The organism is Nostoc sp. UHCC 0252 (assembly GCF_034931145.1).
In the GTDB taxonomy this organism is placed as follows: domain Bacteria; phylum Cyanobacteriota; class Cyanobacteriia; order Cyanobacteriales; family Nostocaceae; genus Nostoc.
This window is the reverse complement of sequence record NZ_JAYGHE010000002.1, coordinates 159598-172442: the sequence shown is the minus strand read 5'-3', so window position 1 is coordinate 172442 and position 12845 is coordinate 159598. Positions and strand designations below refer to the sequence as shown.

Sequence of the window (12845 nt, the reverse complement as noted above, 5' to 3'; positions counted from 1 at the left end):
ACTTAAATATACAAAGATATTGCCGAAGGTGGATGCCATACATGAATGATTCTCAGATTCAATTTAGCGATTGCAAGTCTGAAATTGACCTTTACCAACTCCAAGAACTGTTAAACGTTTCAGCTTTCTGGGCAAAGGGACGCAGTATTGAAGATTTAAGTATAGCCATTGCCAACAGTGAACCAGTGATTTCTGTCTGGGATAGCGATCGACTTATTGGCTTTGCTAGAGCAACATCTGATGGCATATATCGCGCCACAATTTGGGATGTTGTCATTCATCCAGAGTATCAAAGTAGTGGGCTGGGAAGCAATTTAGTGAAAACTGTTTTGAGTCATCCCCGCATGAGGCGGGTTGAGCGCATTTACTTAATGACTACTCACCAGCAGGGATTTTATGAAAAGATTGGTTTTCAGCCTAACACCACCACTACGATGGTGTTACACAACTTAGCTCACCTTGCTTTGGTTCCTGCTACAGAAGTTCAGCTTCAGGAATCACTAGGGGGATAGAAATTTGTAGTCTGGTAATTTCCTGATGTGGTTCCTTGGCAATGGTCGAAGGCAAGATTTCCAACTTTCCTCCCATAACTTCCATCACAGTCTGATTGATTAACAGCCTCATTCCTGGCGAAAGAGCAGCATTCTTTTGATCAATCTGGATCGTCTGCTGATCAGATTTGAGCAAATCAATCGGCTCGCTCCAGGTTATAGCATGAGTTGGGATATCCAGCCAAATGTTTACAAAATTATTTGTAGGTATGGTGCTACTGGATATACAGATGCTGCCTTCCTCCATTTGAGCAATGGCAGTGTCTATTAAACTGATCAATATTTGGCGGAGCCAGAGGTAATCTGCCAAAACATAAATTTCTGGATCAACAGGTGACAATTGCAAGGGAAAATTGCGATTTGCCGCCAGCATATAAGTTAATTTATGCACCTCTTCCAAAATTTGGGCTAACGGTCTAGGCTGAATATCTAATTTATTAGTCCCGTGTTCTGTTCTAGCAACGGTGAGAATTTCATCTATCAGCTTAAGCAACTTCAGCGTTCGCTCGTGAGCTTGGGCAATAAATTCTCGTTCTTCAGCTGGATCTTCACACAAATCTGACAAAATTAACTGATGCAAACCAATCAGACCATTGAGAGGCGATCGCAATTCATGAGTAGTCCGTGCTAAAAAACCAGCTTTAAACTGGCTCATTTCCCTTGCCATCAGGTATGCTAGCTGCGTTTGCTGTAGCTGTTGTGATATGGGTGGCATCTCCTCTTGCTCTAATGGCGCTACAGGGGATGAACTAGATAAAACATTTGGCGATGCCTGCTTTGGGCGTAGCCATCGCCCAAATAACCGATAGAAAACCATACCTAGTGCTAATCCTGCTCCTAGATATATCCAGTTGCTCCAATTCATAATCGGTAATTATTAACTTATTAGTTGACCACAACAGCGCAAACTAAAGTTCCAGATTTCTCTGTTGTGAAAATCAGGAAAACAACATTATAACTACCTATATTTTGTTATCACTCGAAATATCTAACTTTATCGCACCTTCGCGTAAAATCTGCCAATTCATGCCTGTCCATTTTGCAACGGTGGAAGGCACGCCCATTCCTGCTGTTTCACCCTCACATTCTGTAGTTGCGAGAGTCAAAACCTGGGGAAACTGAACCTCAATTTCTGCCATCCTTTGCAAAGGTGGCTGACCGGAAAAATTAGCGCTAGTGGTAGCAAGGGGGCCTGTTTGCGCCAAAATAGTTCGAGCGATCGCACTGTTGGGGACTCGAATTCCAATTGTCGTTGGATCGATAGGATTCATAACTTTTGGTAAGCGATCTGAAGCTGGCAGTACTAATGTCAGCCCTCCTGGCCAATGTTTCTCAACTACTTCTTGCCAAACTTTATACTCGTTTTCACTACCTTTAACATACAGCCACAAATCTTCAGCACTAGCAGCCATCAAAATCAAAGGTTTATCCTGACTGCGTTGCTTCGCTGCAAAAATTAACCCGGCTTTTTCTGGTATCGCCGCAAGTGCAGGAACAGTATCCGTAGGAAAACTCACCAAAGCACCAGCCTGTGCGCCAGCTATAAGATTTTTTAAAGAAACTTGTGTCATGTTTACAAAGTTAGGAGTAGAGACGCGATTAATCGCGTCTGTACAGAAGTTAGGAGTGAGGAATTCCATAACTCATCACTTATCACTCCTAACTTTTGTAAGCAAGGGCAAAGCGTTCAATTCCAGCTAAATCAGCGTGAATTTGAATCTTACAATAGCTTCCTTGATTTTGCAAAAGTTCTCGCACTGCATCCGCTTGCCCTGCCATCATCTCAATCAGCCACACGCCACCAGGTTGCAAATAGCTGGGAGAAATTTCTATCAAATGGCGAATGCAATCTAAGCCATCACCACCACCATCCAAAGCTAGATGTGGTTCATGGTTAAATACTTCTGGTTGCAGGGTAGGTAAGGTGCTGGTGGGTATATAAGGAGGATTCGACACCATACCACTGAACTGACCTTTGAGAAATGCCAGTGGCTCCCACCAAGAACCTCGATAAAATTTAATCCGATCAGCAAAACCCAAATTATCAGCGTTGGTTCGGGCGATCGCTAAAGCTTCTAAACTGTAATCAACTGCATGAATTGTTGCTGGCAAGACATCTGCTAATCCCAGTGCGATCGCTCCACTACCAGTACCCAAATCTGCCCAATGTCCTGAGACATCGTTAGCTGCTGCTAAAGCTAAATCAATTAAGCATTCTGTTTCTGGTCTGGGAATCAAAACTGCGCTTGACACCGCAATTTGAAAGTTACGCCAAGGTGTAACTCCGGCAATATATTGCACTGGTAAGCGATCGTTTAATCGTCTCTGCCATAGCTGGTTTAATTTTTCTAGAGGCAATTGCAGCTGAATTTGCGGCCAATTTTTAAAAGATTCCAAACGCAGTGCCAAGCGATCTAGCCCAGCAACTTCTAAAAGTAGCCAATCTACCTCCATTGTTGGCACATCAGTGGCGATCGCTGCTTCAAGAGCAGCATTTCGCCACTGCCAAAGTTGTAAACCAGATATCAGATGCTTCTCCCCCATACCTCAACCTTGGAGCGCAGATCCGTTATTTTTTCGGAGCGGGCGCAGCAGCAGGCTTGGCTGCGGGTGATTGATTCGGCGCAAGTGAACGAATAAAATTGATAGACTCCCGTGATGGATACAGAACAATTTTATTGATACTAGGATCAGTGCTGCTATTGAGAGCCTCCATAACCCCGTACAAATCCACTACCTGAATTTCTGTGTTATTTGCTTCCTTTGGCACGGCTTTTTTGAATTGGTCTAACAGAGCCACTGCTTGCTCTTTTTCAAAAAAGAAAGGGATGTATCGCTCGTTACCTTGTGCAAGGGGAATTGTCAAATAGCTATTATCTTTCTTAAATTTGGGTACAAATAAGGGAATCCCATTGAATTGCTCCCCTTTTTTGCCATTTTGATTCAGCATACTTGTTGCTGAAGCTACCTGTGCTTGCGTCGGTACTAAAGTATAAATTACAGAGTCTGATTTCTTTTTGCTTTCTTGGACTATTTTATAGTAATCTGCCAAGGATAAAGGTCTAACCTGTAAGGTGCTTGCCAATTGGGGATTTTCTTTTTTGAGCCGATTATCAAGAAATTTTTGAGCATCTTGCTTGCTAATAAAAAACCCTACTTGAGAGACAGGTTTAGATGCGGCGTTGTTCCTTGAAAGAACTACGAATTCGCCTTTAGGATTGGTAAGCGTGAAGACAGGTACTTCTTGGAGCTTTTTTACTATCTGATCTTGGGGCAACGCTACCGCCTCTAAATTGCCCATTCCTGGTAGATTGCCTATTCCTGAAAGTCCTGTTAAAAATACACTGCCAGCTATACCCAATGTTGCGCCCAAGCGAATAAATGATTTCATGACTGCTCCTCGCATCAATAAGCCAATTAAATTAAACAAATGGTTGGATTTGCACAGCACCAACTAGCTTTAGTTATATAGCAATCTATTTCAGTTGTAAAAAATTCATCGTGCGCGTTGAGGTTGAGGGTTAAGCGTGAGGCAGCCCGGTCTTGTTGTTCCAACAAAGAGCGACTGCCGTTAGCGCAAGCGGTAGCGACGCAGGAGCGTCACCCGCAGGGTCAACGGTCAAAGTCCAATATTCCCCAACTATTTAGGATTGCTATAGTATCGGTTTCACAAATTTAGCACCCTAAATTTGTGTTTTTCTTGATTTCGCTTTGCTATTCACCACGAAATCTTGTAGATGCCTACCTGTAGATGCCTATTATATATCTTCTCAAAAACTGAAAAATTTCTGTCTGACTTTCTCGACCTTAGATATGATAAATGTCATTCTATCGGCTTTCTCTAATATCGGTTGACGCTATTACTTAATCAATCGTTCCACCCAGCTTACTTGATATCTTCTCAAATCTATACAAAGCTCAGTACAGGAATATCTTACTCCTTAACGGCGAAATTTGCTTGTTAGAGTTTAATAGGAAACCAAATGATATAATAGGCAATTTACTCTTAACCGCAAAAACGTGCAATCAAATCGCACATCTTAACGAAAAAATTCTATCAATTTACTTTAGATATTAAATATGTAACTAAAATCGGGATGACAGGATTTGAACCTGCGGCATCCTGCTCCCAAAGCAGGCGCGCTACCAAGCTGCGCTACATCCCGTTTATACTCATCTACTTTTGAGCTTGGGTTTTATCCCATCAATAGCGATCGCGCTTTTTCAAAAGTATTAAAGTAACTATATCACATCATGCGGCTTATGCCTAATCTTTTTTCTCCTTTGCCAAGAGCAAGATAAATTATATTTTTCTACTGATAAAGGTTTTTTGCCGACTTAGTTTTACAAGATATATACTACTTGCGCCCTCGTCGGCTGAACCTTACAAAAGTAACTACATCAAAATAATAGATTTTCACCATTTGACCTGATTTCTTGTGCAAATCGGGTTTTATTTTGATCGAGTGCTAGTGAGGATACCAAAACATGCCTTTAATGCCTTCTGGATCAGCCATAAACCCCATAGTCCGGTAGAAATCTACAACATGGGGATCAGCAAAGAGAGTGACATTACTAATTTCTTCACTTCTAAGTTTTTTGAGAACGTACTTCATCAGCGCTTTACCCAGTCCTTGACTTTGGAAATCTGGGTGAACCACCACATCCCAAATAGTGGCATTAAACGCATGATCTGAGGTAGCGCGGGCAAAACCAATGAGCCGCTTTTGGTTTCCTCTCACCTGCCACATTGAGGCGACAAGAAAACTATGCTCAATAGCTTTTTTCACTTTTCTTAGAGGACGACGCGACCAACCAACTGCATCACAGAGTTCCTCTAGCTCATACAGGTCAATATCTCGCTCCGTACTGAAGACGATGCGAGTTTCCTTTGAAGAAGCTTCGCTAATGCTGTTGGGGTTGGAGTTACCCGCAGCATCCAGATGTTCTTCAAAGGGGTTTGTCCTAGTTGTCGCTACAGATTCAGGAGTACTAAACCAAGTTTTCCAAAAACCCATGCCAACGTGGTTCGGGTAGTATAACTAGATTGCTTTCCACTCTCAGGAGTGTTGATTCACACTTAACATAGCTACCGCCATTTGCTAACCCCTTACACTCAAAGTTCTTCGGTTGTTTTGGGGATTTGCAATAGTAACAGCTAGTTAGAGCGTGTTTCACACCAATCATTTTCAACTTTAGCATTTAGTTGTAAAGGCTAGGAGAAATTCCCCAAAAGGGTAGGGATATATAGGAATCTACTTTGATTTTTGTTCGTGCAGCGTGGCGTAGCCATACTAACTTAGCTTAATAGGCAAGAAGGCTCTTTGAGTTGTACCGAGTTTTTTCAAAAAATCAAATGTGAATCCCATAAACTAATTCAATATTCAAAATTACGCCCTGTTCAGTTCCTCCTCTTGCTTGCCAATGCAATTGGACACCGAAGTTATGATGGTGGAAAGTCACACTTAAAATTCAAAATTTAATATGGAACAACCAAATCCTGGCAATTGCTCGTATAAAGCTTAAATGCACGTTAATTTAGGAGTGAATTGTATACAAGAGATTGAGTATTCGGGAAAATTCTTTCCTAGTCCACAGCCCCCAACACCCAGCCCCTAGTCCCCAGGTGATGAAAGCAAGCGAGTTTTACCCTTAACAATGGCTTCTGGTTTAAAATCTTCAACACTGGAACTCCTAAAACGCTTTAACCGAGCGTTTCCCCAGTTTTATGAGCAATTCGTCAGCAGTGAAATTCAACTGCAAAATTTGCGCCTAGCCTACCGTCTCTATAAAACTAGACGCGCTGTTATTGAACTGAAACCGGAAGGTAGTAAAAGTGCTTTGCATTTTGCTTACCGCAACCAGTCTTTTCTCCTCAGCGATATTTTTGGTGTACTAGCAGCTTATGGGTTGACTATTCACGGTCTGAGCCTATACGGTCAGATCCGTCCGCCAATGTTAGTTTTTATCAAATTGTTGGTATCTCGTGGTAGTAAAGCCTTGACCGATAAAACCGCAGAAAATGTCTGTCGCGCCATCCGCGAGGCTTTAGGAGGTCGGTTTGAGGTAGAAGAGATGCTGGCAGTAGAATTTAATCTAGATACTGGTTTAGAGCAAGTACAAACTGAGTTCTATGTCGATCCGGTCTTTCATCTCCCTGCCTTAGTGATTGAAGCCGATAATCAACCAGGATTATTCTACAAAGTGATGTACGCCATCTGGCAGGAAGACCTGTTGGTAGTCAATGCCAATTTATTGGTTTGGCGTGGACGTACACGGCTAATTCTCTACTTGTTGGGGCCAAATGAAAGCCTTATTCCTGAATATCTCGGTCACAAAATTGCTGAAGGAGTGCGACAGAGATTGCTGGGGAAATGAAAAAAGTGAGGAGTTATGAGTTAAATAATTCGTAATTCGTGATTCGTAATTAAAAATTCGCGGCTTATGTGAGTTGGAGTCTGGAAAGGCGTAAATACGTCAACATAGCTAAAAATCTTGGCTAAACCACAGCCTGAAACCCTTGCTATCGGTAGGGCATTTTTAATTCATATAAGGCGTAATTCCTTACTCCTAACTCCCGTACAGACGCGATTAATCGCATCTCTCTTCCGATTCTGTATTTAGTCGCACCCGTCCTTCGGGGTACGATATAAGTATGGCAACTATCGAAATCTTGGGCGTTCCACACGCATACGAGCTAACGGCTCCCACTTCCTGCCCCCACGCTTTAGTATTTATCCACGGTTGGCTTAATAGCCGTGGATATTGGCAACCTGTGATTTCCCGCCTATCAGATGATTTGCAGTGCCTTTCCTATGATTTGCGGGGTTTTGGTGAATCCCAGTCTCAGGTAAAAACTGATTTTAGTCGGGCACAAACTTCTCTGAGTCTGATGCCCATCTCGAATAATGGGCTTGGCTCACCAATCGATTCTCTTTATACTCCTGTTGCTTATGCTCAGGATTTAGGCATTCTCCTAAAACAGCTAAATATTACCAGTGCTTGGCTAATTGGTCACTCCTTGGGAGGTACGATCGCTCTTTGGGGAGCAGATCAAATATCTGAGTGTGTTAAAGGAGTTATTTGTATCAACGCTGGCGGCGGTATTTACCTCAAAGAAGCCTTTGAGCAATTTCGCTCGGCGGGTCAAAAATTTTTGCAAGTCCGTCCGCGTTGGCTCTCCCAAGTACCTTTGATTGATTTGCTGTTTACTAGAGCCAGTGTAGTTCGTCCTATAGACCGCCATTGGGCACGTCAGAGGCTGATTGATTTCGTTGTGGCTGACCCAGAAGCAGCGTTAGGAACTCTGTTAGATTCAACAACGGAAGAAGAAATCAATCGTTTACCTGAGCTAGTATCCCAACTGAAGCAGCCAGTTTATTTTTTGGCTGGTGCTGAAGATAAAGTTATGGAACCTAAGTATGTACGCCATTTAGCTAGCTTTCACAGACTGTTCCAATATTGTGGTGACAATGTTCTGGAAATTCCTAATTGTGGACATTTGGCTATGTTGGAACAGCCAGATGAAGTTGCCGATCGCATTCGGTCGATAGTCATTAGTCATTAGTCATTAGTCATTGGTCGTTGGTCATTGGTCATTAGTCATTAGTCATTAGTCATCGGTGGTTACAGCTAACAAAGGACAAAGGACAAATGACTATTCAACAGGATGATACAACTTCATTACCTGGGTCAGGGCTAACCTAGACTCAACGCCTAGTGTGAGAGGCGATGTATGACCATGAGATAGATGATCGGCGGCGGCGCAGCCGATCATGGCGGCGTTATCGGTACAGAATTTGAGAGGTGGGAATAAGACACGGAGGTTATGTTGAATGGCGGCGGCTTGAAGGTTTTTTCTCAATCCGCTATTAGCTGCTACACCGCCACCAATAGCAATTGTGTCTAGACCATAGTCTAGGGCGCAGGCGATCGCTCTTTTGGTTAGCGATCGCGCTACGGTTTCCTGAAAGCTAGCTGCTACATCTGCCACTGGCACTTGTCCACCATCTTTTTCTAATTGCTGCACTAAACGCAATACAGCCGTTTTTAACCCACTAAAACTTGAATCATAACGATGAAACCCACCGCCAGGTAAAGAAACTTTTCCTTCTGGTAGAGCAAAGGCTTGGGGATTTCCTTGTTGTGCCAACTTGTCAATTACTGGCCCACCGGGATAACCCAGCTTTAATAATCGTGCCACTTTATCAAAGGCTTCACCCGCAGCATCATCACGGGTTTGTCCTAATGTTTCGTAGCTACCACAATCTTTGACGGAAATCAAGCTTGTATGTCCGCCAGAAACTAATAAACTCAAGAAAGGGGGATTTAAACTTGATTCGCTCAAGTAAGTTGCATAAATGTGACCTTCGAGGTGATGAACTCCCAAAAAGGGCTTGTTGTGTACCATTGCTAGGGTTTTGGCGGCAGTTAACCCCACTAACAGCGCTCCTACAAGTCCAGGCGCACAAGTGGCGGCAATTGCGTCTATTTGTCCCCAGTTTAGCTGGGCTTGATCTAGGGCTTGTGCGATCGCAACATTTATCGTTTCTAAATGCTGGCGAGACGCTACTTCTGGCACTACCCCGCCATATTGCTGATGCACTGGAATTTGCGAGGCTACAATACTACTGCAAACTTTACGATTGTTAACAATTGCGACGGCAGTTTCATCACAGCTAGTTTCTATTGCTAAAACGGTTGTCATTTAAGGTAATGAGTGCTGAGTCTAAAGTCCTGAGTAATCAAGAGAAAATCTTGCTTCTTTACTACCCTACAACAACAATTCTTATACTCAGAACTCGTTACTCAGTACTCAGTACTCAGCACTTATTTTGGTTGAGAAGCTTTAACTTTTATTTACTTAAACTTTACTCGGTTCCCACCCAAGAGTATGATGACTTCCTAGTTATGCAAATAAACTAACTGTACAAGCCGCTTCGTTTTGTACAAAAAACTTCTTGTTTTGTAATAAAAGGAAACAACTCTATGCGACGATTGTTTGCTTTGATGTTAGCGATTTGTCTTTGGTTCAATTTTGCCTCCCCAGCACAAGCTTTAGGGGCTAATTTGACACCGTGCAAGGACAATCCCGCTTTTCAACAGCTAGCAGCTAATGCCCGTAATACAACTGCTGATCCCGAATCTGGGAGAAAGCGGTTTGAACGCTATTCTCAAGAGCTATGCGGCCCTGAAGGTTATCCCCACTTGATTGTTGATGGCCGTCTAGATTATGCTGGTGACTTTTTGATCCCTAGCATTCTATTTCTATATATTGCTGGTTGGATTGGCTGGGTAGGTCGTGCCTACCTGCAAGCGATCAAAAAAGAGCCGAACACAGAGCAAAAAGAAATCCAAATCGATCTTGGTTTGGCACTACCGATCATAGCGTCAGGTTTTACTTGGCCAGTAGCAGCACTCCAAGAATTTCTCTCTGGAAAATTAACAGCCAAAGATACAGAAATTCCTGTTTCTCCACGCTAATTCAGCTTAACTAATTCATTTTTTTGGAGACTAAGTTCATGGCAGATAAAGAGAGCCAATCATCCTATTTGGTTAAGTTTATTTCCACAGCGCCGGTGGCAGCAACTCTATGGCTGTTTGTCACAGCAGGTATCTTGATTGAATTCAACCGCTTTTTCCCCGATCTCCTTTTCCACCCACTGCCATAAGTGGAAAATGGAATTTAGCACAGTTGAATTTCTTGTGTTTTTCCTAAAATTATGTAATTGATGTATTCAGCTTAGTTAAGCAGAATTATCACCCAAATAGGTAGCACAAAGAGTTTTTTGAAACTCGTGATCCTGTTTACAGATCGCGAGTTTCACAGTTTTAAAACTAGCTAAATTAATTTTTCTAAACTTCTTAGCTAAAAGACATCTTTAGCTACAATTATTATTAATATAAAAATGCCACCATTTTAAATTTAGAGGCAAACATAAAATATGGCACAAGCTGTAGATGCATCAAAGAATCTCCCCAGCGATCCCAGAAATCGGGAAGTTGTTTTTCCCGCATTCCGCGATCCACAGATCGGTAATCTAGAAACCCCGATTAATGCTTCTCCCTTGAGCAAGTGGTTCATTAATAACTTGCCAGCTTATCGTCCTGGCATAACTCCTGCCAGACGTGGTTTAGAAGTTGGTATGGCTCATGGTTACTGGATATTTGGCCCCTTTGCTAGATTGGGCCCACTGCGAGATACAGATAATGCCAACTTAGCTGGGTTATTGGCAGCCATTGGCTTGATTGTTGTTCTGACGGCGGGGCTATCCCTTTATGCAAATAGCAATCCTCCAAAAGCGCTTGCCAGCGTTACCGTACCTAACCCTCCAATAGATGCTTTCAACTCTAAAGAAAGCTGGAACAATTTTGCCAGTTCTTTCTTGATTGGTGGTATTGGTGGTGCAGTGGTTGCTTACTTTTTGACTAGCAATCTAGGGCTAATTCAAGGTTTATTTGGTTAATTTAGAAATTAGGAGTAGAGACGCGATTAATCGCGTCTGTACAGGAGTTAGAAGTTATGAATTTAAACTCCTAACTCCTAATTCCTAACTCTTAACTTATTTAAACAGAACCGTTTCAATGTCATTTAAAGCAGTTTCAAAATCGTCATTAACGATTTCAATATCAAATTCATCTGCGGCTTGAATTTCTTCTTGGGCACGCAATAAACGACGGACGATCGCTTCTTCAGAGTCTTGGGCGCGATCGCGTATCCGTTTCTCCAATTCTTCAAAAGAAGGCGGTAAAATGAAAATGCTGAGGGCACTGGGGAAGGAAGCACGAATTTGTCTTGCACCTTCTAACTCAATTTCTAGCACTACCAATTTGCCAGATTGAATTTGGTTAAGTACAGCTTCACGGGGAGTGCCGTAATAGTTACCAGCAAATTCTGCCCATTCTAAAAACTCACCCTCAGCCACTAATTGTTCAAACTTACTACGGCTGATAAAGTAATAATTTTTGCCATCGATTTCCCCTGGCCGGGGAGAACGAGTCGTTGCGGATACGGAAAAATAAAGTTCTGGATGACGCTCTAGGAGCGATCGCATTAAAGTACCTTTACCAACCCCACTGGGGCCAGTTAAAACAATCAGTCTGCCTAAATGTAAGCCTTCTGCGTTGGTAGCACTACTTTGGATCGGTAAAACTGGCATTATCCCCTCAACCTGCGAATCAATAAATAGATATTTATTATTCATTAGTCTTGTGTTCTCGGCCAAGTCCACTAGTGACTAAAGAATTTTTAGTAAGGGTGACAGCAAACTTATCTAATTCAGATGGTACTGCTGATCCGGTACAAAGAGCAGTCGGAATAATCTACTGCTAATTATCTACAGTTTGATGATCGCGGGAAATTACAAAGCGATTTGCTACCGTTTCCGGTTGAATTGCCGACAGAATTACATGGCTGGAATCGGTGATAATTACAGCCCTAGTCCGACGGCCGTAAGTTGCATCAATTAGTTGACCTCTATCCCGTGCATCCGTAATAATCCGCTTAATCGGGGCAGACTCTGGACTGACAATGGCTACTACTCGGTTAGCAGACACAATGTTACCAAAGCCGATATTGATTAATTGAATCTCCATAAAAAAATTTACGCCAAAGGCGGTTTGATAAGCTTCAAATCAACTTATTTCTATGTTATCGCCAAAGAACAGGAGTTACAACGCTTAAATTAAAGCCAGCCTTCGCTTTTAAATAGTGTCTGCTTTTTTTTCGCTGTTTATCACCGAAATTTGCTGAAAATCTTTCCAAAGGTATAGGCGCAATTACACTGATACCAGCTAGTTGGATGATGTAAATTTATTTTCTTTGAAACAAGTATCTGGCTCGGAAATTGATGAAGAGCAAAATCGATTGGAACAGTCTCGCTCTAACTGCACTAGCTCAGTACAATGTCAGCGTTGCTCAATTGGTATTCTTGGGTCATAGCGAAAATGTGACGTTTCGCGTTGAAAAGTGGCTATCAAAGCGTGCGTCAACTGCCCAATGAGCATCAGAGTATCTTGGAAGCGTTCTTTATTGGAGCAATAGTAAACAATTTTGCTTTTTTAGCATCGCAACCAAATGAACACGATTACTTATTAGAAACCGTACCTTACGTTAGTGAAAGCCTCTGTAGCAAATATCTTAAAGGCGAACCATTTTTGTTCGAGTCGTAGCTATTCTGTTTTTATCGAACAGAATCCAGGAGTCAGGAGCCAGAATCCCGGATTTCTCACCACACCTCGAATGGAGGAGTAATGAGTAGTGAGTAAGGAGTAATGAGTAAAGTTCTTAACTTA

Annotated in this window: 15 protein-coding genes and 1 tRNA gene; 7 read left to right on the top strand and 9 right to left on the bottom strand. The window is 42.4% G+C overall.

Annotated elements, in window-relative coordinates; translation table 11 throughout:
- Window positions 1-41: 41 nt before the first annotated feature.
- Window positions 42-512, top strand: a complete 471-nt coding sequence (locus VB732_RS01900; RefSeq protein ID WP_323229104.1) for a GNAT family N-acetyltransferase — start codon at window positions 42-44, stop codon at window positions 510-512.
- Here VB732_RS01900 and VB732_RS01895 read toward each other — a convergent pair.
- The 6 genes from VB732_RS01895 to VB732_RS01870 form a co-directional block, all read right to left on the bottom strand.
- Window positions 475-1416, bottom strand: coding sequence for a HAMP domain-containing sensor histidine kinase (locus VB732_RS01895; protein ID WP_323229103.1), 942 nt, complete (start codon window positions 1414-1416; stop codon window positions 475-477). The two genes, VB732_RS01900 and VB732_RS01895, sit on opposite strands and share 38 nt — an antisense overlap.
- 97 nt (window positions 1417-1513) lie before the next feature.
- On the bottom strand, window positions 1514-2122 hold the full coding sequence (locus tag VB732_RS01890) for an L-threonylcarbamoyladenylate synthase (RefSeq protein ID WP_323229170.1): 609 nt from the start codon (window positions 2120-2122) through the stop codon (window positions 1514-1516).
- A gap of 88 nt (window positions 2123-2210) precedes the next feature.
- Window positions 2211-3095 carry a peptide chain release factor N(5)-glutamine methyltransferase gene (prmC, locus tag VB732_RS01885; RefSeq protein ID WP_323229102.1) on the bottom strand — a complete coding sequence of 295 codons (885 nt, stop codon included), beginning with the start codon at window positions 3093-3095 and terminating at the stop codon, window positions 2211-2213.
- A gap of 25 nt (window positions 3096-3120) precedes the next feature.
- Window positions 3121-3942, bottom strand: coding sequence for a Tic22 family protein (locus VB732_RS01880; RefSeq protein ID WP_323229101.1), 822 nt, complete (start codon window positions 3940-3942; stop codon window positions 3121-3123).
- 701 nt (window positions 3943-4643) lie between these two features.
- Window positions 4644-4717, bottom strand: a tRNA-Pro gene (locus tag VB732_RS01875).
- A 303-nt stretch (window positions 4718-5020) separates the two neighbouring features.
- Complete coding sequence (locus VB732_RS01870; protein ID WP_323229100.1) at window positions 5021-5569, bottom strand: GNAT family N-acetyltransferase; 549 nt, start codon at window positions 5567-5569, stop codon at window positions 5021-5023.
- A 640-nt stretch (window positions 5570-6209) separates the two neighbouring features.
- On the opposite strand from VB732_RS01870, the gene VB732_RS01865 reads away from it, so the two are divergent.
- Together VB732_RS01865 and VB732_RS01860 are read left to right on the top strand one after the other, a co-directional pair.
- The gene (locus tag VB732_RS01865) at window positions 6210-6929 is read left to right on the top strand and encodes a hypothetical protein (protein WP_086763971.1); all 720 of its coding nucleotides are present in this window, start codon (window positions 6210-6212) and stop codon (window positions 6927-6929) included.
- Window positions 6930-7206: 277 nt separating this feature from the next.
- Window positions 7207-8118 (top strand): alpha/beta hydrolase, encoded by a 912-nt coding sequence (locus VB732_RS01860; RefSeq protein WP_323229099.1) that lies wholly within the window; start codon window positions 7207-7209, stop codon window positions 8116-8118.
- Window positions 8119-8208: 90 nt separating this feature from the next.
- Here VB732_RS01860 and tsaD read toward each other — a convergent pair whose 3' ends face one another.
- Window positions 8209-9258 carry a tRNA (adenosine(37)-N6)-threonylcarbamoyltransferase complex transferase subunit TsaD gene (tsaD, locus tag VB732_RS01855; RefSeq protein WP_323229098.1) on the bottom strand — a complete coding sequence of 350 codons (1050 nt, stop codon included), beginning with the start codon at window positions 9256-9258 and terminating at the stop codon, window positions 8209-8211.
- A gap of 281 nt (window positions 9259-9539) precedes the next feature.
- Between tsaD and VB732_RS01850 the strand changes: the two genes are divergently transcribed.
- The 3 genes from VB732_RS01850 (at window position 9540) to VB732_RS01840 (ending at window position 11017) form a co-directional block, all read left to right on the top strand.
- Window positions 9540-10034, top strand: a complete 495-nt coding sequence (locus tag VB732_RS01850; protein ID WP_323229097.1) for a Photosystem I reaction center subunit III — start codon at window positions 9540-9542, stop codon at window positions 10032-10034.
- A 38-nt stretch (window positions 10035-10072) separates the two neighbouring features.
- On the top strand, window positions 10073-10222 hold the full coding sequence (psaJ, locus tag VB732_RS01845) for a photosystem I reaction center subunit IX (protein WP_323229096.1): 150 nt from the start codon (window positions 10073-10075) through the stop codon (window positions 10220-10222).
- Between the two features lie 273 nt (window positions 10223-10495).
- The gene (locus VB732_RS01840; RefSeq protein ID WP_323229095.1) at window positions 10496-11017 is read left to right on the top strand and encodes a photosystem I reaction center protein subunit XI; all 522 of its coding nucleotides are present in this window, start codon (window positions 10496-10498) and stop codon (window positions 11015-11017) included.
- A 96-nt stretch (window positions 11018-11113) separates the two neighbouring features.
- Here VB732_RS01840 and gmk read toward each other — a convergent pair whose 3' ends face one another.
- On the bottom strand, window positions 11114-11710 hold the full coding sequence (gmk, locus tag VB732_RS01835) for a guanylate kinase (protein ID WP_323229169.1): 597 nt from the start codon (window positions 11708-11710) through the stop codon (window positions 11114-11116).
- 169 nt (window positions 11711-11879) lie between these two features.
- Entirely contained in the window at window positions 11880-12146 is a 267-nt protein-coding gene (gene remA, locus VB732_RS01830) for an extracellular matrix/biofilm regulator RemA (RefSeq protein WP_012410221.1), read from the bottom strand.
- Window positions 12147-12400: 254 nt separating this feature from the next.
- Between remA and VB732_RS01825 the strand changes: the two genes are divergently transcribed.
- Window positions 12401-12553, top strand: coding sequence for a hypothetical protein (locus tag VB732_RS01825; protein ID WP_323229094.1), 153 nt, complete (start codon window positions 12401-12403; stop codon window positions 12551-12553).
- The last annotated feature ends 292 nt before the right edge of the window (window positions 12554-12845 follow it).

Coding starts and splice junctions, on each gene's coding strand:
- VB732_RS01900 (WP_323229104.1), top strand. CDS start 42: ATGAATGATTCTCAGATTCAATTTAGCGATTGCAAGTCTGAAATTGAC.
- VB732_RS01895 (WP_323229103.1), bottom strand. CDS start 1,416: ATGAATTGGAGCAACTGGATATATCTAGGAGCAGGATTAGCACTAGGT.
- VB732_RS01890 (WP_323229170.1), bottom strand. CDS start 2,122: ATGACACAAGTTTCTTTAAAAAATCTTATAGCTGGCGCACAGGCTGGT.
- prmC (WP_323229102.1), bottom strand. CDS start 3,095: ATGGGGGAGAAGCATCTGATATCTGGTTTACAACTTTGGCAGTGGCGA.
- VB732_RS01880 (WP_323229101.1), bottom strand. CDS start 3,942: ATGAAATCATTTATTCGCTTGGGCGCAACATTGGGTATAGCTGGCAGT.
- VB732_RS01870 (WP_323229100.1), bottom strand. CDS start 5,569: ATGGGTTTTTGGAAAACTTGGTTTAGTACTCCTGAATCTGTAGCGACA.
- VB732_RS01865 (WP_086763971.1), top strand. CDS start 6,210: ATGGCTTCTGGTTTAAAATCTTCAACACTGGAACTCCTAAAACGCTTT.
- VB732_RS01860 (WP_323229099.1), top strand. CDS start 7,207: ATGGCAACTATCGAAATCTTGGGCGTTCCACACGCATACGAGCTAACG.
- tsaD (WP_323229098.1), bottom strand. CDS start 9,258: ATGACAACCGTTTTAGCAATAGAAACTAGCTGTGATGAAACTGCCGTC.
- VB732_RS01850 (WP_323229097.1), top strand. CDS start 9,540: ATGCGACGATTGTTTGCTTTGATGTTAGCGATTTGTCTTTGGTTCAAT.
- psaJ (WP_323229096.1), top strand. CDS start 10,073: ATGGCAGATAAAGAGAGCCAATCATCCTATTTGGTTAAGTTTATTTCC.
- VB732_RS01840 (WP_323229095.1), top strand. CDS start 10,496: ATGGCACAAGCTGTAGATGCATCAAAGAATCTCCCCAGCGATCCCAGA.
- gmk (WP_323229169.1), bottom strand. CDS start 11,710: ATGCCAGTTTTACCGATCCAAAGTAGTGCTACCAACGCAGAAGGCTTA.
- remA (WP_012410221.1), bottom strand. CDS start 12,146: ATGGAGATTCAATTAATCAATATCGGCTTTGGTAACATTGTGTCTGCT.
- VB732_RS01825 (WP_323229094.1), top strand. CDS start 12,401: ATGAAGAGCAAAATCGATTGGAACAGTCTCGCTCTAACTGCACTAGCT.